The organism is Mesorhizobium sp. L-8-3 (assembly GCF_016756615.1).
Lineage (GTDB): Bacteria > Pseudomonadota > Alphaproteobacteria > Rhizobiales > Rhizobiaceae.
Window position 1 is genome coordinate 6,351,024 of the sequence record NZ_AP023262.1, and the last position, 23,820, is coordinate 6,374,843.

Genomic DNA, 23,820 nt, shown 5'->3' on the forward strand with positions numbered 1-23,820 from the left:
GCGAGCACCCTGCGGAACCCATCAGGCTCGAGCCTCTAGCGTCGCCGGCGCGGCTTCTCCAATAGAGCCACGGCCTCCACATGCGCCGACCACAGGAACTGGTCGATCGGCGTCACGCATTTCAAGGAATAGCCACCGTCGATGAGGATACGCAGGTCGCGGGCCAGCGTGACCGGATTGCAGGAAACGGCGGCGACCAGCGGCACGTCCGAGCGGGCGATCTGCTTCGACTGGTCCTCGGCTCCGGCCCGGGGCGGATCGAAGACCACGGCGTCGAAAGCGTTCAGCTCCTTGAAGGTCATCGGCCGGCGGTAAAGGTCGCGCCGTTCCGCCGTGATGCGCTTCAAGCCACGAGCAAAGCGGAAACCGCGGTCGAGAGCGGCGAGCGGCGCGGCATCGGCTTCCACCGCATGGATTTCGGCCTTCGTCGCAAGGCGCAGGGCAAAGGCACCGGCACCGGCGAACAGGTCGGCGATCCGCTTCGCCTTGCCGAGATGCGCCGCAACCAGCCCCGCCATCGCCTCTTCGGCCGAGGCGACGGCCTGCAGGAAACCACCCGGCGGCGGCGTCACCGCGGCGTCGCCGAACATGACGACCGGCTTGCGCGGCTCGACCACGATCTCGCCATCGACCGAGAGCCTGGCAATGCCTTCGCGAATCACGAAATCGCTCGCCTTGCGCCGTGCCGTCTCCGACAGCTTGCCGGAACCGTCGGCCGCGACATCGAGGCCCGAAGCCGTCAGGGTGACAGCCAGATGGAACGGCTGCGGCGTCATGCAGATGAGGCCAGCGAGGCTCCGCATCCTCGGTAACGCGGCAACGATCTCGGGTGCGGCGATCGGGCATTCCGTTATGTCGATGATCGTATGCGACAGCGCCCTGTTGTAGCCGAGGATCATGCCCGCCTCGGTGCGCCGCGCCGAGAACACGACGCGGCGGCGCGAGGCCGGCGCGCAGGCGACGGTCGCGGCAACCGGAACGTCGATCCCTTTGCCCTTGAGGGCATGCACGACCTTCTCGCGCTTCCAGGCGCGATAGGATTCGCCCTCGAAATGCTGCAGGTCACACCCGCCGCATTCAGTAAAATGGCTGCAAACCGGTTCGGCCCTGAGCGGCGAGGCTTCGAGCACCGCCATCAATGTGGCGCGGTCCTTTTCGCGTGCCGCGGTGACGGTCTCTCCCGGCAAGGTGAACGGGATGAACACCTGTCCCGTACCGGTTTCCGCTATGCCGTCGCCCTTGGCGCCGAGCCTGTCTATGACGAAGCGTGCAGTCATCGATCCTTGGCTCCGGCCAGCAGGAACTCGCGGTTGCCGTCGCCGCCTTCTATCGGCGACGGACACAGGCCGAGCGCTCGCCAGCCGGGAACGCCGTCGAGCCACGCGCGTAGACGTTGCGCGATCACGGGTCCCTCCCCCGGATCACGCAGCAATCCGCCTTTGCCGATCGCATCCTTGCCGGCCTCGAATTGCGGCTTCACCAGGAAGACGCCGAACGCCTCCGTCGCCGCGAGGTGGAGCGCCGGCGGCAGCGCAAGGGTGAGCGAGATGAAGCTGACGTCGCAGACGATGATTTCGGGCTCCACGCCACCGAGATGCGAGGCCTCCAGGTCACGGGCATTGAGCCCTTCGACGCAGGAGACACGCGGATCGGACCGCAGACGCGGCTCCATTTGTCCGTGGCCGACATCGATCGACACGACATGGCGGGCGCCGCGCTCCAGAAGCACTTGGGTGAAACCGCCGGTCGAGGCTCCCACATCCAGGGCGGCGCGCCCCGAAGGGTCGATGCCGAAATGATCGAGCCCGGCCACCAGCTTCAGGGCGGCGCGCGAGACGAAACGCTGCGCCGGATCGTCGACGTGGATGGCGGCATCCTCTGCAGTGCCAGCGCCGGGCTTGGTGACGACGACGCCGGCCACGCGGACCGTACCGCGCTCGACGGCATCGCGCGCCCGCGAACGGGTAGCGAATAGGCCGCGACGCACGAGCAGTTCGTCGAGGCGTATCCGGCTTGTCTGCTGGTCGAGCTTCATCGGCCTTCCTTGGCGAAAGCCGGCGGCGAAGGCAAGCGGCACGTTGCGACCGGGTCGTGACGCGGCCGACCGGAGCGGCGATCGTCAGAAGGCGACGAAGCGCGACGCCCTGTGCTCGATCGCGAGCATCAGCTCCCATCCATGACGATGGGTCGTCGACCCCGTCGGAGCGGCCGGATAGAGCTCCGCAGGCTCGCTGAAGACCGTGGGAGGCAGCACGAGGGCGGGCTTCACATCGTGAGCGAAACCACCACGCAGCGTTCCGATCTTGTCGGCGACGATCCTCAGCACGGCTTGTTCAAGCTTGCAGTCATATTGGATATCGGCGACGGCCGGCGGGGCGAGCACGACCAGCATCGCGACGCCGATCGTCGGCATCTTCATCGTAGGCCACTGTCCAGACGCGGTTCTACCTGGGGCGCGCTAAGAAACGGTCAAGGGACAAGGTTACGGAAACGCCAAATGCCAGCGTAGACAGATGGTTAGAGTAAGTTGCCTGATGGGCACGTCAGGCACGTGCGACCTGGACGACGCCGTCTGCCGTCGAACTGGCGCGTTGACAGCGGCGATCGAAGGCAACCGAACAGTTCTCATCGCTATGCAACCGCCTGCCAATCTTGCCAACTACCGTCGTCTTACTTTCGAATCCCGAGATAGCCGTAAACCGCCCGTCTGACGCGCGGCTCAAGGGACGACATGTCCGTCTCGCCGAACAATCCCGCCGCGTCGACCATGCCGCGCGTGAGAGCGGCCAGGTCCCTGGCGGCGGTTTCTGGCTTGGCGATCCCGTGAAGCGACAGTATCTCGGCCACCGCCGCGACGATCATCCGCTTCAGCGCCTCGGTCTCCGTGTCAATCGGCAGCATCGCTTCAGCATATTCCAGACTGCCGGCAAGCCGCGGCCTTTCGAGTTGGTGGGATACGGCTGCGCGGATGAAGCCGTTGAGGACCGACGGCAGATCGCGCCCTCTCGCCTGCGCCTTCTCCCGCTCGATCATCGTCATAAGTTCCGCGCGCTTGCGGCGGATCAGTTCCGCGAGCAACGCCTCCTTGGCGGGGAAATATTGGTAGAGGCTGCCGACACTCACTCCTGCCTTTTCCGCCACTGCATTGGTGTTAAACGCCGCTAGGCCGCCGGCCTCCAAAACGCGAGCAGCGGCCTCGACAATGGCCTCGACAGTAGCAGCTGAACGGGCCTGACGCGGGCGTTTGCGGGCATCGATGGGGGATTGCGTGGCGACCATGGAATGCGAGTAAGGAATACGAGCAATTACTCGTATTCTAGCCCGCATCGCCAACGCAGACAACAGGAACCTCTCGTGACCACACCCAAACCGCGGTTCACCATCTTTGTGCTTTTACGGACTTTGCCTTCCTGGCTGTCCCTCCCCCGCTCGCGCCGCAACGAAATCGCGAATTCGGCCTTCGCCGACACATTGAAGGACGAAAGCGTTACCATTCGCCATTTCGACGCCGAAGCCTTCACGGCTTTTGCACGGATATCGCTATGTTCGAAGCCGACGACCTGATCTCCTTCCACTTCGTCATGGAGCGGTTGCGCGACTCCGCCTTCTTCGCCGAGCCTTATTTTGAACTGGTCCAGATCATACCGGCCGTGGAAGACGGCTTCCGCTATTTCGAGAATACGGCGGCGTGAGGCGGGATAATGCGTATTGAGGGAAAGACGGCGCTGGTGACGGGCGGCAGCGCCGGAATTGGGCAGGAGATCGCGCTGCAACTCGCCGCCAGGGGCGCCAAGGTCATCATCGTGGCGCGCGACCGGCAGCGCGCCGAGGCGACGATCGGCTGTAGTCCGGAACGAATCGCGCTCCTCCAGGCCGATCTGTCCCGCGGCCAAGATCAGGACAGGGTCGTGGCCGAAGTCACGCAGTGCTGCCCCGATCTTGCCATCCTCGTCAACAATGCCGGTGTACAGATCAACCTGCCGGCGACCGGGATCGGGGACGGCGGTAGAATGGCGGACTTCCGAGACGAGATCGACCTGAACCTCACTGCGCCGGTTGCATTGAGCTTCGGCCTGATGCCGGTTCTGGCGCGGCAGAAAGAAGCGGCTATCGTCAACATCTCCTCGGGGCTTGCATTGGCGCCGAAGCGGACGGCCCCTGTCTATTGCGCGAGCAAGGCCGGACTCGGCGCCTTCAGCCGGGCCCTGCGCTATCGCTGCGAGGATTCCGCTCCCGCGATCCGGGTCATCGATGTGGCCATGGATTTTGTCGATACGCACATGACACAAGGCCGGAGCGGCGCCAAGATGACCGCGCATGACGCGGCCCGCGCGGTCGTGCACGGCATCGAGAGACGGAATCGCGAAGTCTGGGTCGGCAAGACCCGGCTGCTTCGTATCCTTCACCGCCTGTCGCCAGCCTTCGCATACCGGCTGCTGCGGAACGGATAGGTTGATGCCGCCCATCGTCCCCATTGCGGGTCTGCGCCCATCGTCCGCACCGCAATCGCGCAGCGTGAGTTGGCCGACGCGGCTACCAGCAAGACGACGGCTGCGCGACGCGGCGGGGCCGGCAGGGTCCGATTCAGCGACGCCGCCGAAGACATGATAGCCCACGCCCGCAGGCCGAGAACCTCCGTGCAAAACGCAGCTAATTTGAGAACCCGGCAATCAGGATTCTCATAAGTAAGTATCCCCCCGCAAAAGCCGGGGCTTTAGGATTTGGGCCGCTCAAAGCGGCCTGTTGGGTCGCTGACGCGGCCCCTCATGGGGTTGGCCACCCAAGGTGGCCGTTCAGCGCCAAAGGTGCAATTGCTCCAGCCTTTGATCCTCGCGCTCCTGATTCTTGATATACTCCCGGATCACGGCCTCGTCGCGACCGACGGTCGAGACGAAGTAGCCGCGCGCCCAAAAGTGCTGCCCCTCATAGTTGCGGCGGCGTTCTCCGTAAACACGAGCCAGATGGATCGCACTCTTGCCGTCTCGAGGAGTGCCTCTCCATCATCCGCTGGACGCCGGACACCTTGGCGCGGCGCCTCAACTGTGACCGCTCCGCGGATCATCGATATGTCTTGTCCCCTTCCGCTTGGTCTGCCTCATCGCTCGGGAATGATTTCCAGATTTTGGGGAAGAGGCAGACTTGAGCATCGCATGTGCATGTCGCGGGCGAACAGCTTTCGTTGCTTTTCCTGATGCTCTCTGCCCGCCGCCGCGATCGCAAGTCCGTAGGGGCCCATCAAGAGAGCGGTCCCCATGTTCAACGGCTTGGCTTTTCCGGCCCCATAGGTCAACGCCTCCGCGCGGATCTGTTCGCACTGCGGCGACTGCCACTTCGGGTCTTGTGTCGAGAGCGTGGCTGCATACTCGGCGGGCGCCGCCGTGCACCCGGCGACCGCGGCCACCAGCAGCAAAGTTGCCACAGTCCATACTCGCCCCATCGCCATGGATCGTTCAGTCTCCATCCGGCCAGCCGTTGATTTGCGCCACCCCACCTGCTGACGCAGGGGTCGTACAGCAATCCTCACGAGATGAACAGACCAACGGATCGACGGTCGTCGGCTGACCAAAATCCAGGAACTACGGTCCATTCCCGGTTACCCGGCCGGCAAGCAAGACAGTTCCAGGCGGATAGCGCCGACAGGTCACACGACGGATAACGTCACTGGCACTGCAGCGGAAACCCGGCGAAATCAGGCGCGCGCGACCTGAACCATGCCACCAAGGGCGGCAAAGACGGTGCGCACGATGCCTGCTGCATCGAGGCCCGCATCCGCATACATTTTCTCGGGCTTGCCATGGTCAGTGAACTCATCGGGCAAGACCAGCGGCCTGACCTTCAGCCCTTGGTCGAGCAGGCCCTCGACCGCCAGGAACTGCAGGACGTGGCTCGCGAAACCGCCGACCGAGCCCTCTTCGACAGTGACCAGCACCTCATGCGACCGGGCCAGTCTGCGGACGAGATCCTGATCGAGCGGCTTGGCGAAACGCGCATCGGCGACCGTCGTCGACAGGCCGGCCGCATCCAGTTCCTCGGCCGCAGCGACACAATCCTGAAGCCGCGTTCCGAAAGAGAGCAGCGCGATCTTGGTGCCTTCCTTGACGATACGGCCCTTGCCGATCTCCAGGAGGGAACCCCGCTCCGGCATTTCGACGCCGACGCCGTTGCCGCGCGGATAACGGAAGGCGATCGGGCCCTCGTCAAACGCGGCTGCCGTGCGCACCATGTGGCGCAGTTCGGCCTCGTCGGCGGCCGCCATCACGACGAAACCCGGGAGCGACGCCAGATAGGTCGTGTCAAAGGCGCCGCAATGGGTCGGGCCGTCCGCTCCGACGAAGCCGGCCCGATCGATCGGGAAACGCACCGGCAACTTCTGGATCGCCACGTCGTGAACGACCTGGTCATAAGCGCGCTGCAGAAACGTCGAATAGATCGCGGCAAAGGGTTTCAACCCCTCGGTTGCCAGACCGGCGGCGAAGGTGACCGCATGCTGCTCGGCGATGCCCACATCGAATGTGCGGGAGGGGAAGGCTTCGCCGAACAGGTCCAGGCCGGTGCCGGAGGGCATCGCCGCCGTGATCGCAACGATTCGATCGTCTTCCCGCGCCTCCTGGATCAGGCTCTCGGCAAAGACCTTGGTATAGGCCGGGGCGTTTGCAGGCGCCTTGGCCTGTGCGCCTGTGATGATGTCGAACTTGTTGACGCCGTGATATTTGTCGCTGGCCTCCTCGGCCGGCGCGTAACCCTTGCCCTTCTGCGTCACGACGTGGATCAGGATAGGCCCTTCGCCATTGTCGCGGACGTTCTTCAGCACCGGGATGAGATGCTCGAGATTGTGTCCGTCGATCGGCCCGATGTGATAGAAGCCGAGTTCCTCGAACAGCGTGCCGCCGGTGACATAGCCGCGCGCATGCTCGACCGCGCGGGTGATCGCCCTGTTGGCGCGCTTGCCGAGATAGGAGGTCAGCTTCTTGCCGACGTCGCGCAGGCCGAGATAGGCCTTCCCCGAGGCGAGGCGGGCGAGATAGGCGCTCATTGCGCCGGTTGGCGGGGCGATCGACATGTCGTTGTCGTTGAGGATGACGATCAGCCGCGCGTCGAGCGCGCCGGCGTTGTTCATCGCCTCATAGGCCATGCCCGCCGACATGGCGCCGTCGCCGATGACGGCGATAACGTTGTTCCGGCCCCCGACCAGGTCGCGCGCCACGGCCATGCCGAGCCCGGCAGAGATCGAGGTCGACGAATGCGCGGCTCCGAACGGATCGTATTCGCTCTCGCCGCGCTTGGTGAAGCCCGACAGGCCGCCTTCCTGGCGCAGGGTGCGGATGCGATCACGGCGGCTGGTGAGGATCTTATGCGGATAGGCCTGGTGGCCGACGTCCCAGATCAGCCTGTCTTCGGGCGTATTGAAGACGTAATGCAGCGCAACGGTCAGTTCGACCACGCCCAGGCCGGCGCCAAGGTGCCCGCCGGTCCGGGAGACGGCATCGATCAGTTCGGCGCGCAGTTCGGCAGCGACCTGCGGCAGGTCGCTTTCCGGCAACCGGCGAAGGTCCGCGGGGGTGCGGACTTTGTCCAGAAGCGGCGTCACGGGGATTGAAGTCACTTGTAACGGAACCTGTCTGCTCGAAAGATCATACGGGAGATGTCAGGGAGATAAGGCTTGGCCCTGGTAAAGTAAATGCGCGGCAATGACGCGCATCAGTTTTCAGGGAGCGGAATGAATTCCTTCTCGTCACCGGGCACGATGTCGAAGCGGCCGGTCCGCCATTCCTCCTTGGCCTGTTCGATGCGTTCCTTCGAGGAGGAAACGAAATTCCACCAGATGTAACGCTTCGAGCCGAGCGAGGCGCCGCCGAACAGCATGAAATGGGCGCCCGCCTCCGTGGAGACGGTGATCCTGTCGCCCGGCCGGAACACAAGCAGCCTGTCCGAGGGGAAACGATCGCCGGCGATCGTCACCATACCGTCGAGAACGTATATCGCCCGCTCCTCGGCCTCGGCCGGCAGGTCCACGCTGGCGCCGGCGTCCAAACGGATATCGACATAGAGCGTGTCCGAGGTCGTTCGCACCGGCGAGCGCATGCCGTCGAAATCGCCGATGACGACCCGCCCGGTGACGCCCTGATAGGAGAAGTCGGGCAGTTCGCCGCGCGGCGTGTTGTCGAACACGGGGGCCATCTCCTCCTTGTCCTCGGGCAGGGCCAGCCAGGTCTGCAGTCCCGAGATCGACAAAGGACCGCCACGCAATTCCTCCGGCGAACGCTCGGAATGGACGATGCCACGCCCGGCTGTCATCAGGTTCACATCGCCGGGCTCGATGACCATCTCGGTGCCGAGCGAATCACGATGGCGCACCTTGCCGTCGAACAGATAGGTCACCGTCGACAGGCCGATATGCGGATGCGGCCTCACGTCGAGCGCCTGGCCGGCCCGCAGGATCGCCGGCCCCATACGGTCGAAGAAGATGAAGGGGCCGACGAGGCGGCGGCGCGCTGTCGGCAGTGCCCGGCGAACGGCGAATCCGCCGATGTCGCGCGCATTGGGAATGACCATCAGTTCGATGGCGTCGCAGGCAAAGACGTCGCCGGCTTGAGGGTCGTTTCCGGGAAAGAAACTCATCGGTCGCTCCAGCCATTCAAGCGCCGCCGCAGCAATCGCTGCCGCAAGGCGAGGTTGCAGCTTACGCCCTCCGGAAACTTTTCCAACCCCAGGGGCCGACGGCAGGCGGGTTCAGAGGCCCGTCGCTATTCCGCGTCGAGCGGCTCCGTCCCGACGGGTTTGCCGTCACGCGATAGGCGGATTTTCTCGACCTTGTCTTCCGCGGCCTTCAAAAGGCGGTCGCAGTGAGACTTGAGCGCTTCGCCGCGCTCATAGATCCGGATCGACTGGTCGAGCGGCACGTCGCCCTTCTCCAGATCGTCGACGATGCGCTCGAGCGCCGCCAATGCCTGCTCGAAGCTCATGGCCTTGATGTCGTCATTGGTCTCGCCGGCCATGGCCTATCCTTTCATCAAGCGCTTCACATGGGCCGCGACCGAAAAGGCCAGGCCCTGCAGGTCGTAGCCGCCCTCGAGCAGGCTGACGAGCCGCCCGTTCGCATAGCGCGACGCGCGATCCATCAATACGCCGGTCGCCCAGTCGAAATCGGCCTCGGTCAGGTTGATCTCGGCCAGCGGGTCGCGGTGATGCGCATCGAACCCCGCCGAGATGATCACGAGGTCCGGCCGGAAATCGTCGATCGCCGGCAATACCCGCGACAGGACGGCGTCGCGGAACAGGTCGGAACCGGAGTTCGGGCTGAGCGGGGCATTGACGATGTTGCCCGCGCCGGTTTCGTTCCAGGCGCCGGTTCCCGGGAAAAGCGGCATCTGGTGCGTCGAACAATAAAGTACCGAGGGATCGCTCCAGAAGATGTCCTGGGTGCCGTTCCCGTGATGCACGTCCCAGTCGACGATCGCCACGCGCTCGGCACCATGCTTCTTCTGGGCGTGGCGCGCCGCGATCGCTGCGGTGTTGAACAGGCAGAAGCCCATGGCCGTCGTGCGCTCGGCATGGTGGCCGGGCGGCCGAGCGGCGACGAAGACATTGTCGGCCGCGCCCGTGAAAACGTCGTCCACCGCGGCATTGGCTGCGCCGATGGCGGTCAGCGCCGCCTGCCAGCTCTTCGGGCTGACGGAGGTGTCGGCGTCGATGCGTGCAAGCCCCGTGTCGGGGACAGCCGCCTCGACGCGACGCACGAACTCTTCGGGATGCGCATAGAGGATGGTTTCCCTGTCGCCTTCCGGCGCCTCCACTCGGTCGAGATATGCGAAGGCTTCGTCTTCGAGTACGCGCGTGATCGCGCGCAACCGATCGGGCCGTTCGGGATGACCGGGGGGCGTTATGTGGTCGAGATAGATCGGATGCGAATAAAGACGCGTCACCATGGGGGCAATCTAATGCGCCGGCCACGCGAATGGAACCGCCGGGCACGGCTGATGGCACGATCGCTGGGGAAATCCCCGCCGGCCTGGGGATGGCCGCTACGGGCGGTGACTTTCAATTGATGACGGCCTATGGTCGCCACTGCCAGGTGCCCGCGGCGACGCGGGAGAATCGGGAACACGGTGCAAATCCGTGGCGCGCCCAGCGCTGTAAGAGGGACCGCTTCGGCAAGACGTCACTGTTCAAGGAAACGGGAAGACGCCGGAGCGGGACGATCTCCAGCCAGAAGACCGGCCCGGCAGGCATAGCCATCCGCTTGGTCAGGCGGCGGGTTTTCGATCGCAAGGGGACAGGCGATGCCGACCAACGACCGTCAGGACGACAATTCCTTCGACTCCTTCGCCCGGGACGCGGTCTACCGGGCGATCTTCACGCGTCGCGACGTGCGAAGCCATTTCGTCGACGAGCCTCTCGATGATGCGGTGCTGGCGAGGCTGCTTTCTGCCGCCCATCACGCACCTTCGGTCGGCTACATGCAGCCCTGGAATTTCATCCTCGTCCGGGATCGCGAACGTCGACATCAGGTCCGAGACCTCTTCCTCGCCGCAAGAACCCGGGAAGCCGAAGTCATGGAAGCGGACAAGCAAGAGCTCTACCGGTCCCTCAAGCTGGAAGGCATCGTCGAGAGCGCGCTCAATCTCTGCGTCACCTGCGATCGCGCCCGCTCGAGGGCTTCGCCGCTCGGGCGATCGCACAATCCCGAGATGGATCTCTTCAGCACGGTCTGTGCGGTCCAGAACTTCTGGCTCGCAGCCCGCGCGGAAGGCGTCGGGGTCGGCTGGGTGAGCATTCTCGATATGGCTGCCCTGAAACGGCTGCTGGCCATACCCGATCATGTCGTCCCCATCGCCTATCTCTGTGTCGGCCGGGTCTCCACCTTCGCTGGGCGACCCGACCTCGAAACGAAGGGCTGGGGCAAGCGCCTGCCGTTGTCGACGCTGATCATGAGCGAGAGCTACGCAGGAGCCGGCGAGGGCGGGCTCAAGCGCCTGATCGATGAAGCGTCGGGGGATTGAGGAATCGCACCCTCGTGGCAGCCTCGCAGCAATGCTGGGTATTCACGCAATAGTGTCAATCGCGATCTCGATCGTGCCGCCATCGGGAAGATAATTGCGCCAGCGAGGAGGAAGCCGATGCTGAGCAAGATTGCGGGCGCCCTGTTGCTGCTTTTCCTGGCGGCATTGCCGACGCCGGCCGCAGAGTTGCCGCGCTCGGGGAATCCCGTATTCGACCGCACGGTGCGGCTTGTCGTCGACAGCTTCTACGACCGGTCGGCGCTCGACCGCTTTGAAGATGCGGTTCGGCGCGAGATCGAGGATTCGCGTTCACCCGTCACCGCCGCCAGTCCGGCCGAGCGTGTCGATACGGCGATCGATGCCATTCTCGCCAGCCTGCAGGTGTCGCATACCGGCCGCTTCCGGCCTGACGGCATCGACTATTTCGAGCTCGCCGATGTCTTTCGTTACGCGCTGCGGGCCGACATGCGCCGCCTGTTCTCGCCCGACGGCGAAGCCGCCTATGCCGGGATTGGTATGATCGTGCGGCAAGGCAACGGCCTTGGATTCGTGAGCGAAGTCTATGACGGGTCGCCCGCGGCCCGGGCCGGGATCCTGGTCGGGGACGAAGTCATCTCGGTCGACGGGGCTCCCTATCGCGAGATCATCTCCTTTCGCGGCAAGGCAGGCCAGACGGTCGAGATCAAGCTGCGTCGCCGCCCCGGGGACCAGCCGCTCGACAAGACGGTCCAGGTCAAGCTTCTGCGACCGCTGCCCATGTTCGAGAAGGCGATCGAAGACAGCGCAACGATCATGGAACGGGACGGCCGCAAGATCGGCTATATCAGGCTGTGGACGCTCGCGGCGCCACGCTCCATGAACAAGGTGGCCGAAGCGCTCGCCCGAGGTCCGCTCGAGCAGGCCGACGGTCTGGTGCTCGACCTGCGCGGCCGCTGGGGCGGCGGAAGCGCCGACGCGGCGGAGCTTTTCCTGGGGGGCACGCCGCCCTTCCGGCTGATCCAACGCGACGGCGAGGCCATTCTCGCCAATGTGCGCTGGCGCAGACCGGTCGTCGCCATCATTGACGAGGGCACTCGCAGCGGCCTCGAAGTCTTCGCCTATGCCCTGAAGGCCAAGGGCGTCAGGCTGGTCGGAGCGCGCAGTGCGGGCGCCCTGCTCGCCGGCCGGGTGTTCCTGCTTCCCGATGACAGCCTGCTCGAACTGGCCGTTTCGGACGCCGTCATCGGCGACGACACAAGGCTCGAGGGGCGTGGCGTCCAGCCCGACCTGCCTGTGCCTTTCATCCTTCCCTATGCAGCCGGGCGGGACCCGCAGCGCGATGCCGCGGTCGACGAGATGCGGCGCATCCTGGCCGACGGCTGACGTTCCTCATGCCAACAAGCCTGGATGCTGGCGCATCCAGGCCCGGTGGATCCTCACGCATCCGCCTTGGCTCAGCCGGCGAGGCCCATCCGGGCCGCTTGGCTTCTCGCCAACGGGCGCGACGGTGCAAACGAGGTCAGAGGTGCAAACGAGGTCAGACTGGCCCGCGCACCGCGTCCAGCTTGCGCAGGGCCGTGTAGGCGTAGTCGAGAAAAGCCCTCACCTTCGGCGCCATGTGACCGCCGCTGCGCGCCAGAATCTGCACGGGGATGGGCGGCGGCTCGAATTCTGGCAGCAGCCGCACGAGCGTGCCCTGCGCAAGTTCGTCGGCGACCTGATAGGACAAGACCCTCGCGATGCCCCGCCCTGCCCTGACGGCCAGGAGTTGGGCTTCCATCTCGTTGGCCAGCAGTCGCGGCGCGATTCGCACCACGGGCCCACGCCTGGTCGGACCGAAGCGCCATTCCCTGGCCACACGCGCGCTGGCAATCGTACTATGCCGCGCCAGATCGCGCGGATGCATGGGCCTGCCGTGCTCCTCGATATAGCCGGGGCTCGCAACGGCCACCCGGCGCACTTCACCGACCCGGCGCACGAGAAGGGCGGAATCGGCGAGGTGATCGATGCGGACCGCCACATCCAGCCCCTCCTCGACCAGATCGAGATTGGAATCCTGCAGCACGAGTTCCACCTGCGTTTCGGGGAAACTGTCGAGAAAACCGTTGACGACAGGCGCGACATGACGGCGTCCGAACAGCACGGGCGCGGTCACCCGCAACAGGCCGCGTATCGGCATTTCCGAGGCGCCGAGCAAGGCGGCGTCATAGTCTCCCAGTATCGCGCGCGCCCGTTCTGCGAGTTCGCGGCCGGCCGCGGTCGGGGACAGGCGACGGGTCGTGCGCTCGACGAGCCGCGCAGCAACACGATCCTCGAGCGCAGCCAGTGCCCGGGTGACGGCAGGCGCGGAGCGCCGCAGCCGTCTTGCCGCTCCCGTCAGGCTCCCTTCATCGATGATGGCGACGAAGATCGCAAGTTCGTCAAACCGGTCCATGATTGTTCCGATATTTGCAATTCTGACTTTTGATCATTCGCCATTTCGTTTCCTGGCGCAAGGATCAACATATCGGCAGGAAGGAGCTGCATCATGTCCGAAACCATCATCACTCTCCACGGAATGGCCTTGTCCGGCCACACGCACCGGGTCGAGCTCATGCTGCTGATGCTCGGTCTGCCCTATCGTTTCGTGCCCGTCACCGGCGAGGTTATGCGCTCGGGCGAATTCCGCCGCCTCAACCCGCTCGGCCAGATACCGGTGCTGCAGGACGGCGATCTCGTCCTCGCCGACAGCAATGCGATCCTTGTCTATCTCGCCAAGCGCTACGCGCCGGAAAGCGGCTGGCTTCCCGAGGACGCGATCGGCGCGCATCACGTCCAGCGCTGGCTGTCCATCGCGGCCGGCGAACTGCGCTACGGCCCCGCCAATGCTCGCCTTGTGGCGCTGTGGGGCATGCCGGGCGATCCGGTCCGCTGCGCCGAGATCGCGAGCCGGCTCCTGCATTTCATGGAGGACCATCTCGCCGGCCGTCTCTATCTCGCGGCCGACCAGCCGACGATCGCCGACCTCGCCTGCTACGCCTATGTCGCCCACGCGCCGGAAGGTGGCATCGAACTCGACGCCTGTCCGTCGGTGCGCGCGTGGCTGAAGCGCATCGAGGCCCTGCCCGGCTTCAAGGCGATGCCCTCCTCTCCCCTGCCCAAGGCTTCGTGAGGGTCGCCATGGAGACCTCACCCTTTCATGACGATGAGCGCGCCGCCCAGGCATTCGCTGATGTGCGCGCCGCTGGCGGCGGCATCCGCGCTTTCATGCCCGATCAGCACCGCAGCTTCTTCGAACTGCTGCCCTATCTCTTCGTGGCGACGACAGACGCACAGGGATGGCCTCTCGCGACGATGCTCACCAGTGCGCCCGGTTTCGTCCACTCGCCCGATCCCGTCACGTTGCGGGTGAACGCGCTGCCCGACCGGCATGACCCGGCGGCGGGCTCGATCATCGAAGGCGCCGAACTCGGCATCCTGGGCCTCGACCTCTCGACGCGGCGGCGCAACCGGGCCAATGGCCGCGTCTCGGGCCTCGACGACCAGGGCTTCACAGTCGCGGTGCACCAGAGCTTCGGCAACTGCCCGCAGTATATTCAGGGTCGTGTCGTTCGATCGAAGGCGAGCGCCGGCCGAGGCGTGGAGCAAATGACGTCACTCGACGTCGAAGCCATGGCCATGATCCGGCAAGCGGACACTTTTTTCGTCGCCAGCCGTTCGCGTCCTGGCATCTCGGCAGCCGGCGGCGTCGACATCTCGCACCGCGGGGGGCGTTCCGGTTTCGTGCAGGTCGAGGGCGACGTGCTGACCATTCCGGACTATCGCGGCAACCGCTATTTCAATACGCTCGGCAATCTGCTGGGCGAGCCGCGCGCCGGGCTGCTGTTCATCGACTTCGAGACGGGCGACCTGTTGCAACTCCAGGGGCTCGCGACCATCGACTGGAGCGACCGGGCTGCCGGTCTGGTCGAAGGAGCCGAGAGGCTGTGGACTTTCCGCGTCACGGGAGGCTGGCGGCGACGCGCGGCGGCCGGGCTGCGATGGGCCTTCGTCGACTATTCGCCGGCGACCGAACGCACCGGCGTCTGGCGCCCAGCGGCGTGATCGCGACGGCCGAGGGTCACCCCTCGGCCGCTGCGACCGGCGTGGACCCCGGCACGTCCGTCCGGCCCGGCGCGTCGGCCAGCAAGCCGTTGAGCAAGGCTTCGAACGCCTTCACCGCTTTCCGCGAGGTCGCCTCCGGGTCCTCCGAATTGGCGATCCATCGTCCGGCATTGAGCATCGCACCGTTGAGCAGGCGGGCGGCGGCCTCGGGATCGATGTCGCCGATCACGCCAGTCCGCGCGAGTTCGTTCAGGGTCAGGGTCATGGAGCTGATGCAACCGTTCTGGGTGGGCCAGCGCCAGGGGTCGCCCAGCACGGCGGGGCCGTCACAGTGGATGATGCGCTGGATCTCCGGTTCCAGGGCCATCTCGATATAGGCCTTGCACTCGTCGACAAAGCCCTGCCAACGGCTTCCCGCCCTCGCCGACACCACACGAAGACGCTCGGACATCTCCGCGTCGACCTCGACGATCACGGCTTCCAGCAGTCCCTTCTTGTCGCCGAAATGATGATAGAGCGCGCCGCGCGTGAGTCCGGCGGCAGCGGTGAAATCGTCCATCGAGGACTGCGCATAGCCGACCGTGCCGAACGCCTGACGTGCGGCGGCGACCAGCTTGGCGCGGGTTTCCGCGATCATTTCCCTGCGAGGTTTGTGCGCCATCCTGCCCCTAACTCATACGCCACGTATGTTAATTGACATACGTGGCGTATGCAATTATGTAGTCACATACGCCACGTATGTAAGTTACAGGAACCCGGAGTTCCAGGAGCGCGCCGATGCCCAACCCCTATAGCCGAATCTTCAAGGCCCCGGGTGCCAAAGGCTTCGCCGCAGCCGGCTTCATTGCGCGGCTGCCGGTTGCCATGGCGACGATCGGCACCGTGGCCATGCTCTCGCAGATCCACGGCGAATATTGGCTTGCGGGCGCGGTGTCGGCCACATTCGCCCTGACCAACGCCTTCGTCGCTCCACAGATCTCCCGGCTGGTCGACCGCCGCGGACAGTTCCCGGTCCTCATCCCGGCGACGGCGCTGTCCGTCTTCGCCTTTGCACTGCTGATCGTTGCGGCCCGCTACGGCTGGCCCTCCTGGACCCTCTTCGTCTCCGCCTTGCTTGCGGCGAGCATGCCGAGCATGCCGGCAATGGTCCGCGCTCGCTGGACGGAGCTTTATCGCGGCACGCCTGAACTCAACACGGCCTTCGCCTTCGAGTCGGTGGCGGACGAACTGGTCTATGTCGCGGGGTCCAGCCTGGCGGTCGGCCTCAGCGTGTCGTTGTTCCCGGAGGCAGGGCCGCTGGCATCGACCCTCTTCCTGGCCGTCGGCTCGACGGCCTTCATCCTCCAGCGTTCGACCGAGCCCAAGGTGCAGCCTGCCGTAGCGAACCACGGCCATTCCGCCGCAAGATTGCCGGCGGTACAGATCATCACCTTCGCGCTCGTCGCCATCGGCACGCTCTTCGGCACGGCCGAGGTGACCGTCATCGCCATGACGAAGGAATTCGGCCAACCGGCCGCGGCCACCTTCGTGCTCGGCGGCTATGCCCTCGGCTCGCTGATCGTCGGTCTGGTCTTCGGTATGCTCAAGCTGAGGATGCCGCTATCCCGGCAATTCGCCATCGCCATAGCGGTCGCCGCGGCGACCACCTTGCCGCTGCTTTTCGTCTCGAACGTTCCAATGCTCGCCGTCGCCCTCTTCGCTAGCGGCGTCTCGATCTCGCCGACCTTCATCACCGCCTTCAGCCTGATCGAACGCCTCGTGCCGCCGGCCAAGCTGACCGAAGGCATCACCTGGGTAATGACCGGGATCGGCATCGGCATGGCAGTCGGTTCCTTCACCTCCGGATGGGTGATCGACGAATTCGGTGCGGGCAGCGGCTTCTGGGTGTCGGTCGTCGCGGGTGCCGTCGCCCTTCTTGCGGCCGTGCTCGGCCAACCTCTGCTGTCGACCGGATCATGCCAATGCCGAGCGGAGCCGAGAGCGGCCTGACCGGTCATGCCGGCCTTATCCCTGGCGGGAAGCGTCCCGTCATTTCCAGAAGCGGTCGGCCTTGCGCAGGTCAAGCCACAGGTCCCGCGCCCCGGCCCAACTGATCTCCCCCCTTGCCTGGCTGGCCCCGATCACCCATCCGATTCCGCGCTGCAGCGCGCCATCCCCTGCCGCCGGGCTGTGCCCTTCGGTGAACATGGTCCTCAGCGTCGCGGCATCGTTCAGATCGCCGAAGACGGCCTGCAGCTTCTTCAACCGCTTCAGGAAGGGATCGACATGCTTCGGGCGGAACAGCGAGGCGAAGAATTCCGTCGCATAACGGAATTTCTTCAGTTCCTTCCGCAGCTCATGCCGCTGCTCCACGGTGAGCGTGTCGAAAGCCTCGGCCCGCCTCGCCACCTTTTTCCAGCGCTTCTGGAGCGCCTGTCGCGCGAACTCCGGAACCGGAACAGCCAGCCGCTCGGTCTGACCGATGTCGGACGGATCCAGCCAGCCGCGCATCTCCACGAAACGGACCATGTCGAGCAGGAGAACCTGAGCGCGGGCGCCGGGCAGGCAGCCGCGAAGCTCGCCGCGCGCGACAACCGCCTCGCGCCGCAATTCCTCGGCGAGACCCGAAAGCCCGGCCTCGTCCGGGTGCGTTGAAGCTTCGCGCCCGACGATCTCGTCGGCGACCACGTCCAGATCGCGAAGGCGCCCGACCTGCTGGCCGAGCCAGCGTGCTTCATCGCTGAGCCGGGCCATCTCCGCTCCCTGGAGAGCCGGGGAAAAGACCGAGAATGCGCTGCGCAGGCGCCGCAGCCCCACCCGCAGCTGGTGCGGCCCTTCCGGATCGTCGAGTTCCCGCACCACGACCATGTTGGCGGCCACCTGCTCGACACAGCTCCTCAGCACCTCGCGCGCCGCCTGCTCGGTCGTCTGGTCGGCATGAAGGGCGACTTGCCGCGCATTGCGCGGAGCGAGCGGCGGGTCCGCAAGGCCCTCCTCCGCCAGAAGGTAGCCGCGGGCGCCCTTCGAAAGCTCCGAGAAGCGCAGCCCGCCATCGGGGAACAGAAGCCGGGCAACCTCGAACAGACCGCCCACATTGCCGTCGATGAGTTCTATCTCGGCTTCGCGCAATCGGGCCGAGCGGCCGGCTGCGAGGATCTCGCCGACATCGACGGCGAGCTCGACACGCGTGCCGTCCGCGAGCACGAGCTCACCCGCCTGGCGCCGAATGATGGTCTCGCAGACCGGCTGCAGCACGGCGCCCTTGGTCTGCTGGACGATCTCCTCCCGCACGGTTACGTCGGGGATCGCTTCAATGGAGGGCCGGCCGCCCGGCGCGGGGTTTTCGAATTCACCGACCTGCGACAGACCGCCATGCAATTGAGCGTCGGTCTTGACCGTCTGGATCCAGCGCCGTCCATCCCGGCGAAGCCTCATGGCGATGCCGGCCTTCTTGAGCGCGTGTTCCGGAGTGTCGAGATAGATGCTTCTGAGCGTGCGCACCCTGGGCGCGCCGTTGGCGAGTTTCGATCCCTTGGCGCGGGCCCACAACTGCCTGGACGTCGATTCGTCGATGATGAACTTCAGCTCGATTTCGCCCATTGGAGAACTTTGTGCCAGCCTGGGTTTAACCCATGTCTCCCGAAAGTGTGCCGCTGTTTCGAGATAAAGACATGCGCAAAATCAAAAATCTTCAGTATGCCGCGCGAATTCTTTTTCAAGCGACATGCTGCAGGTCTAACGCATTCTCCACGACGACCGCAACGGATCGATGGTCGTATTCCCGGATCAGCCTTCCGGCATGCCGGCACTTCGGACCCGGCCGTCTCGATGATTGCGATATCGTCGACCGCCGCCGCAGCTTCGTCGACCCTAGAAGATCTCGGTCCTGGCGATCCTTATGCCGAAGCCTTCGAGGCCGACATAGTGACGTTCGCGCGAGGTAATGAGATTGATCGAGGAGATGCCGAGATCCTTCAGGATCTGCGCGCCAAGCCCGATTTCCCGCCATTCGTTCTCGCGGTTCTTGGCCTCGTCGTGGCTCTCGCGATCCCCCGACAGGCGGCGGCTCCGCGCCTGATGGCCGACGCCGACCGAGCCTTCGCGTAGATAGACGATCACACCGCGCTTCGTCTCGCCCATCGAACGCATGATGTCGCGCAACCGGTCTTCCGTCCCGAAGACGTCGCTGACGACATCCTCCGGATGGAGCCGGACCGGCACGTCGACACCGTCGCGAATGTCCCCGAAGACGATCGCCAGATGGTGCATGACGTCCCAGGGCAAAGTGTAGGTATAGGCCTTGGCCTTGCCGCCTGGTGTTTCGATGTCGAAACAGGCGATCCGCTCGATCAGCGTCTCCTGCCGCTGCCGGTAGGCGATGAGATCGGCCACGGACACCTGCTTCAGTCCGTTCCTCTCGGCGAAGGCCTGGACCTGCGGCCCGCGCATCACGGTGCCGTCGTCATTGACCAGTTCGCAGATGACGCCGACCGGCGGCAGGCCGGCGAGCTTGCACAGGTCGACAGCCGCCTCGGTATGGCCGGAGCGCATGAGCACGCCGCCCTCGCGGGCGATCAGGGGAAAGATATGGCCGGGGCGCACGAAGTCGGTGGCGCCGACATTGCCGTTGGCGAGGTTGCGCACGGTCAGCGTGCGGTCCTCGGCGGAAATGCCCGTCGTCGTGCCATGCTTGAAATCCACGCTCACTGTGAAGGCCGTGGAATGGGGGGCGTCATTGTCGGCCACCATCGGCGCCAGGTTCAGCCGCTTGGCGTCCTCCCGCGTCATCGGCGTGCAGACAATGCCGGAGGTATGGCGGACGATGAAGGCCATCTTCTCCGGCGTGCAATGCACGGCGGCGACGATCAGGTCGCCCTCGTTCTCACGGCCGTCATCGTCCATGACGACGACGATCTCTCCGCGCTCGAAGGCGCGCAGGGCCTCGACAATCTTCTTCTGGTCGTAGGGCATAGGCTTCTCTCGTCAAACCAGGTGAGTGGTGAATGGTCGCTGGCGCTACGATGTCGCGCACCGTCAAGTCGTCCCGTTCGCCATCCCTATTCGCTATTCACTACTCGCTATTCGCTATAGCTCGCTTCATCTTCCCGACTGCCCGCGGTGGCGCAGATAGTGGTCCGCGATCGCGCAGGCGACCATTGCCTCGCCGATCGGCACGGCGCGGATACCGACGCAAGGGTCGTGACGCCCCTTGGTCATCACGTCGACATTGCTACCGGAGCGGTCGATGGAGCGGCGCGGCGTCAGAATAGACGAGGTCGGCTTCACGGCGAAGCGTGCAATGACGGGCTGGCCGGTGGAGATGCCGCCCAATATGCCGCCCGCATGGTTCGACAGGAAGATCGGCTTGCCGTCATTGCCCATGCGCATCTCGTCGGCATTGCGTTCGCCGGTGATGCGCGCGGCCTCGAAACCATTGCCGATCTCGACGCCCTTGACCGCGTTGATCGACATCAGGTTGGACGCGATGTCCTGATCGAGCTTGGCATAGATCGGGGCTCCGAGACCCGCCGGCACACCTTCCGCCACGATCTCGATCAGCGCTCCGACCGACGAGCCGGCCTTGCGGATGCCGTCGAGATATTCCGCGAAGATCGGCACCGATGCCCTGTCGGGCGTGAAGAACGGGTTCTCGGCATCGCCGACAAAATCCCAGTCCCAGTTCGCGCGGTCGATATCCTTCTCGCCAATTGCCACGAGCGCGCCGCGCACCACCATGCCGGGAACGACCTTGCGGGCGATCGCGCCGGCCGCCACGCGCGCGGCGGTCTCGCGGGCCGACGAGCGGCCGCCGCCTCGATGGTCGCGCAGGCCGTATTTCACATCATAGGTATAGTCGGCATGGCCGGGACGGTATTGCCGGGCGATGTCGCCATAGTCCTTCGAACGCTGGTCGACGTTCTCGATCAGCATCGAGATCGGCGTGCCCGTCGTCACCATGGTCGCGCCGTCCTCTTCGGGGAGAACGCCCGAGAGAACGCGCACCTCATCCGGCTCGCGCCTCTGGGTGACGAAACGGGACTGTCCGGGACGGCGGCGGTCGAGTTCGTCCTGGATGTCCTTCAGGGTGAAACGAATACCCGGCGGACAGCCATCCACCACGCAGCCCAGCGCGGGTCCGTGGCTCTCGCCCCAGGTCGTCACCCGGAATAGATGACCGAACGTATTATGCGACATCGACACCAATCCTGCCCGGCCCTGGAGCGCGGCATGCCCGTTCGACACGCCCGGCGCCCTCCAGTGCTTACCGCATCGGCCCGAAATCGATCGCGATTTTCCGAGCCGATGGATAGCCGGTTCAACGCAGGCTTCTATTGGCGTTTTGCGCGGTGGTCAAACAAAGAGCGACGCCGTCATTTCGCCCGATCGTCGCCGATAAGCAGGCTTTCCACGGCCATGCGCGGCGGCACCGGAGGATGGAAGGCGGCCGCCCCGAAAGCGATGACCGCGACAGGCTCGATATGGTCGGGAATCCGCATCTTTCGCGCGAATTCGGCATAGATCTCCTGGTTGCGCGGGCGCGACTCGATCAGGTCCCGCGAGAAGTGATTCCAGCAGACGCCGAAATTTCCGGCATGTGCGGCGAGCACCATCTGCATGATGGCCGCGCCGCCGTCGATATGCAGCCCCGCCTCGTTCTCGCCGAGCCCGCCATAGAAACGGCGGTCGCCGCCGACGAAGATCAGGCACGGCGCATCGTAGCAGTGCTGCTCCTTGATATGCTTGAGCAGATGCTTCTCGGCCGGATCCGTCATGATCAGGAAACGCCATGGCTGTCGATCGCCGGAGTTGGGCGCCCAACGCGCCGCGTCGATCAGCTTCTTGGCACAGGCGGTCAGCTCTTCACCGGAAGGCTGCTGCGTCGCCCAGACGCGTGAGCTTCGGCGCGTCGCGGCAAGACCGATGAAGGCATCCATCCTGAACGGGTCGAACGCCCTGGCCGCGGTCGAATTCGGCTCGATGAACTCGCGCTCCAGATTCTCGAAGCGGCTCGCAATCAGGTCGGCCCAGGCGATGGTCGGCTCCGACATGTCGTGTCCGCGTTGCTTCAGCAGCGCTATGCAGTCGCGGACGTTCTTGCGTCGCTCTTCGTAGTAGTCGCGCTTGGCGTGGAAGATCCTGTTGTAGAAGGACTTTTCGATGCGGTGGGCGTCATGACGCATGAAGGCGAGCAGTTCGTCATCGGAGAGCTTGTCGGGATCCGAGGAGCCGAACGATTTGAGCTGCGGCACGACGGGGGCCGTCATGCCGGCGGCCCGAAGCAGGCGCCGCTTCGCCTTGCCTGCCACTGAGCGCATGTTGAGCGGCTGGCGGCCGTGGTTGCCTTGGGGCGAAGGCACGGCCGGCATGACGAAAGGCGGCTCGCCGGCGCAGCGCTCCATTTCCTCCACCAGCCCTGGCAGCCGGTCGAAATAAAGCGCGTTGAAGTCCGGATAGGTCTCGACCGGGGTCGCCCGCACCCGTTCCAGCGCGGCGGCGAGATCGTCGAGATGGTCGCAAAACTGGACGTTGGGGATGTCCTTGAACCAGGCCACCGCCGAAGTGAGCTTGTGGTCGACGGTGCGTAGCACGACAACCGGCTTGCGGCAGATCACCCCGAAGATCAGACCGTGGAAACGGTCGGTGACGACAGCCTCATGCGCATCGAAGAGGGCGAGCGTATCGCGCACCACGCCATAACGCGCATCGGCCTCGATCGGCGCATCGAGCGTGGTGTCGAACAGCGTCGCGGGGATGCCGATGCGCTCGACGACCTTCAATCTGTCCTCCGGCGCAAAGACGGATTCGTCGTCGAGCCGCAGGCAGGCCATGATCTTGCCGGCATTTTCCGGCTGCGGCGCGAGCGTGAACTCCTCCTTGCGCAGGGACAGCACGAAATCGGGCATGGTGATCACCTGTGCCCGGGGGAACAGCGTCCCCGCCAGCGATCCGCTGATATCGTCGCGGCCCATGACGGTCAGATGGCCGTGGCGGCCATAGACGGCCTGCGACACCTGCTTCTGATAGCGGCCGAGCGGCGTTTCGCTGAAGAAGATGGTCTGCGGGAGGCTGACGACCCGGTTGTCAGGCAGCGCCTCGATCATGGTCCGGCGGGCCGTTTCCGACCACAGGCCGCGATCGCCGAGATTGCCGCCGCTATGCAGGAAGACGAGGTCGTTGGCGCGGACACGCGAGACGATCTCGTCGCGGCAGCCGATGATCACGTTCTTGTCGAGTTCGACGACAGGCTCGCCCGGATAATGCCTGGCGATCCACTGCCGGATCGCCACGACCTGGGCGTGGTCGCCGACATTGCGCAGGCTCGCGGTCGGGATAAGGCCGTAGATGATGCGCCGCGGCGCATCCGGATGCCAATCGATCTCGGCGAATCGTGCCCTGGTTTCGGCACGGTCCTTTTCTCCGAGCACGATCGGCTTGTAGGGATCCCACGCAGCCGTTCCCCGCAGGCTCCGGATCGTCTCGACGATCGGCGCCGGCAGGTTCTTCTTCAGCGCACTCTTCAATGTCATCTTGCGGACCATACCTCGCTGACCGGGAAAGGAATTATAGACACCCTCCAATTCCGGTAACAAGATGGTGCAGCGCAGCAGAGCCGGTCACAAGATGGTGCAGCGCGAAACAATTCGACATCGGATGCCGCGTCAGGCCCGGGTTGCTCGGCCGGTGCCCTCCCCGCGCGTGACCGGCGGCAAACAAACGTGTGCGGTGCGGATATTAGTTTTGACACATTCGCTGTGATACTGCTCACCTCGCCCTGTGG

At 65.0% G+C, this 23,820-nt stretch carries 22 protein-coding genes, 1 pseudogene and 1 riboswitch; of the genes and pseudogenes, 7 read left to right on the top strand and 16 right to left on the bottom strand.

Features of this window, described 5'->3' with window-relative positions; all coding sequences use genetic code 11:
- Positions 1-35: 35 nt before the first annotated feature.
- The 4 genes from JN302_RS29480 to JN302_RS29495 all read right to left on the bottom strand — a co-directional run bounded on the left by JN302_RS29480 (position 36) and on the right by JN302_RS29495 (position 3,279).
- Positions 36-1,277: a class I SAM-dependent RNA methyltransferase gene (locus tag JN302_RS29480; protein WP_202330067.1), complete on the bottom strand. Its 1,242-nt coding sequence runs from the start codon at positions 1,275-1,277 to the stop codon at positions 36-38.
- On the bottom strand, positions 1,274-2,035 hold the full coding sequence (locus JN302_RS29485; protein WP_202330068.1) for a TlyA family RNA methyltransferase: 762 nt from the start codon (positions 2,033-2,035) through the stop codon (positions 1,274-1,276). The genes JN302_RS29480 and JN302_RS29485 overlap by 4 nt, the downstream gene beginning before the upstream one ends.
- Positions 2,036-2,119: 84 nt before the next feature.
- Positions 2,120-2,419 carry a hypothetical protein gene (locus tag JN302_RS29490; protein WP_202330069.1) on the bottom strand — a complete coding sequence of 100 codons (300 nt, stop codon included), beginning with the start codon at positions 2,417-2,419 and terminating at the stop codon, positions 2,120-2,122.
- Positions 2,420-2,670: 251 nt separating this feature from the next.
- On the bottom strand, positions 2,671-3,279 hold the full coding sequence (locus JN302_RS29495) for a TetR/AcrR family transcriptional regulator (RefSeq protein ID WP_202315124.1): 609 nt from the start codon (positions 3,277-3,279) through the stop codon (positions 2,671-2,673).
- Positions 3,280-3,536: 257 nt separating this feature from the next.
- On the opposite strand from JN302_RS29495, the gene JN302_RS29500 reads away from it, so the two are divergent.
- A complete protein-coding gene (locus tag JN302_RS29500; RefSeq protein ID WP_274609289.1) occupies positions 3,537-3,692 on the top strand; it encodes a darcynin family protein in 156 nt (51 codons plus the stop codon).
- A gap of 9 nt (positions 3,693-3,701) precedes the next feature.
- The gene (locus JN302_RS29505) at positions 3,702-4,451 is read left to right on the top strand and encodes an SDR family oxidoreductase (RefSeq protein WP_202330071.1); all 750 of its coding nucleotides are present in this window, start codon (positions 3,702-3,704) and stop codon (positions 4,449-4,451) included.
- A 342-nt stretch (positions 4,452-4,793) separates the two neighbouring features.
- On the opposite strand, the pseudogene JN302_RS29510 reads toward JN302_RS29505, so the two are convergent.
- The 6 genes and pseudogenes from JN302_RS29510 to JN302_RS29535 form a co-directional block, all read right to left on the bottom strand.
- Positions 4,794-4,979 (bottom strand): annotated as a pseudogene (locus JN302_RS29510) (transposase); the annotation flags it as partial.
- Between the two features lie 116 nt (positions 4,980-5,095).
- Positions 5,096-5,443 carry a hypothetical protein gene (locus JN302_RS29515; protein WP_244845999.1) on the bottom strand — a complete coding sequence of 116 codons (348 nt, stop codon included), beginning with the start codon at positions 5,441-5,443 and terminating at the stop codon, positions 5,096-5,098.
- A gap of 246 nt (positions 5,444-5,689) precedes the next feature.
- The gene (dxs, locus tag JN302_RS29520; protein WP_202330072.1) at positions 5,690-7,603 is read right to left on the bottom strand and encodes a 1-deoxy-D-xylulose-5-phosphate synthase; all 1,914 of its coding nucleotides are present in this window, start codon (positions 7,601-7,603) and stop codon (positions 5,690-5,692) included.
- Positions 7,604-7,698: 95 nt separating this feature from the next.
- The gene (locus JN302_RS29525; RefSeq protein WP_202330073.1) at positions 7,699-8,619 is read right to left on the bottom strand and encodes a pirin family protein; all 921 of its coding nucleotides are present in this window, start codon (positions 8,617-8,619) and stop codon (positions 7,699-7,701) included.
- 125 nt (positions 8,620-8,744) lie between these two features.
- Positions 8,745-8,996: an exodeoxyribonuclease VII small subunit gene (locus tag JN302_RS29530; protein WP_202307800.1), complete on the bottom strand. Its 252-nt coding sequence runs from the start codon at positions 8,994-8,996 to the stop codon at positions 8,745-8,747.
- 3 nt (positions 8,997-8,999) lie between these two features.
- Positions 9,000-9,926 (bottom strand): histone deacetylase family protein, encoded by a 927-nt coding sequence (locus JN302_RS29535; protein ID WP_202330074.1) that lies wholly within the window; start codon positions 9,924-9,926, stop codon positions 9,000-9,002.
- A 127-nt stretch (positions 9,927-10,053) separates the two neighbouring features.
- A riboswitch (cobalamin riboswitch) is annotated at positions 10,054-10,237 on the top strand.
- Positions 10,238-10,280: 43 nt separating this feature from the next.
- On the opposite strand from JN302_RS29535, the gene bluB reads away from it, so the two are divergent.
- Together bluB and JN302_RS29545 are read left to right on the top strand one after the other, a co-directional pair.
- Positions 10,281-11,000 (top strand): 5,6-dimethylbenzimidazole synthase, encoded by a 720-nt coding sequence (gene bluB, locus JN302_RS29540; protein WP_202330075.1) that lies wholly within the window; start codon positions 10,281-10,283, stop codon positions 10,998-11,000.
- 117 nt (positions 11,001-11,117) lie between these two features.
- Positions 11,118-12,362, top strand: coding sequence for a S41 family peptidase (locus JN302_RS29545; protein ID WP_202330076.1), 1,245 nt, complete (start codon positions 11,118-11,120; stop codon positions 12,360-12,362).
- A gap of 154 nt (positions 12,363-12,516) precedes the next feature.
- Here the strand turns inward: JN302_RS29545 and JN302_RS29550 are convergent, their stop codons facing one another.
- Positions 12,517-13,413, bottom strand: a complete 897-nt coding sequence (locus JN302_RS29550; RefSeq protein ID WP_202330077.1) for a LysR family transcriptional regulator — start codon at positions 13,411-13,413, stop codon at positions 12,517-12,519.
- Between the two features lie 93 nt (positions 13,414-13,506).
- On the opposite strand from JN302_RS29550, the gene JN302_RS29555 reads away from it, so the two are divergent.
- Both JN302_RS29555 and JN302_RS29560 read left to right on the top strand, forming a co-directional pair.
- Positions 13,507-14,130 (top strand): glutathione S-transferase family protein, encoded by a 624-nt coding sequence (locus tag JN302_RS29555; RefSeq protein WP_202330078.1) that lies wholly within the window; start codon positions 13,507-13,509, stop codon positions 14,128-14,130.
- A gap of 8 nt (positions 14,131-14,138) precedes the next feature.
- The gene (locus JN302_RS29560; protein WP_202330079.1) at positions 14,139-15,062 is read left to right on the top strand and encodes a pyridoxamine 5'-phosphate oxidase family protein; all 924 of its coding nucleotides are present in this window, start codon (positions 14,139-14,141) and stop codon (positions 15,060-15,062) included.
- A 16-nt stretch (positions 15,063-15,078) separates the two neighbouring features.
- Here JN302_RS29560 and JN302_RS29565 read toward each other — a convergent pair whose 3' ends face one another.
- Entirely contained in the window at positions 15,079-15,723 is a 645-nt protein-coding gene (locus tag JN302_RS29565; protein WP_202307807.1) for a TetR/AcrR family transcriptional regulator, read from the bottom strand.
- A gap of 116 nt (positions 15,724-15,839) precedes the next feature.
- Here JN302_RS29565 and JN302_RS29570 point away from each other — a divergent pair, with 116 nt between their 5' ends.
- Entirely contained in the window at positions 15,840-17,051 is a 1,212-nt protein-coding gene (locus JN302_RS29570; protein ID WP_202330080.1) for an MFS transporter, read from the top strand.
- A 39-nt stretch (positions 17,052-17,090) separates the two neighbouring features.
- On the opposite strand, the gene JN302_RS29575 is transcribed toward JN302_RS29570, so the two are convergent.
- From JN302_RS29575 to JN302_RS29590, 4 genes are all read right to left on the bottom strand, one after another.
- Positions 17,091-18,641, bottom strand: a complete 1,551-nt coding sequence (locus tag JN302_RS29575; RefSeq protein WP_202330081.1) for a CYTH and CHAD domain-containing protein — start codon at positions 18,639-18,641, stop codon at positions 17,091-17,093.
- Between the two features lie 270 nt (positions 18,642-18,911).
- Complete coding sequence (ribB, locus tag JN302_RS29580; RefSeq protein ID WP_202330082.1) at positions 18,912-20,012, bottom strand: 3,4-dihydroxy-2-butanone-4-phosphate synthase; 1,101 nt, start codon at positions 20,010-20,012, stop codon at positions 18,912-18,914.
- Positions 20,013-20,138: 126 nt separating this feature from the next.
- Complete coding sequence (aroC, locus tag JN302_RS29585; RefSeq protein WP_202330083.1) at positions 20,139-21,236, bottom strand: chorismate synthase; 1,098 nt, start codon at positions 21,234-21,236, stop codon at positions 20,139-20,141.
- 176 nt (positions 21,237-21,412) lie between these two features.
- The gene (locus JN302_RS29590) at positions 21,413-23,569 is read right to left on the bottom strand and encodes a polysaccharide pyruvyl transferase family protein (protein ID WP_202330084.1); all 2,157 of its coding nucleotides are present in this window, start codon (positions 23,567-23,569) and stop codon (positions 21,413-21,415) included.
- Between the last annotated feature and the right edge of the window lie 251 nt (positions 23,570-23,820).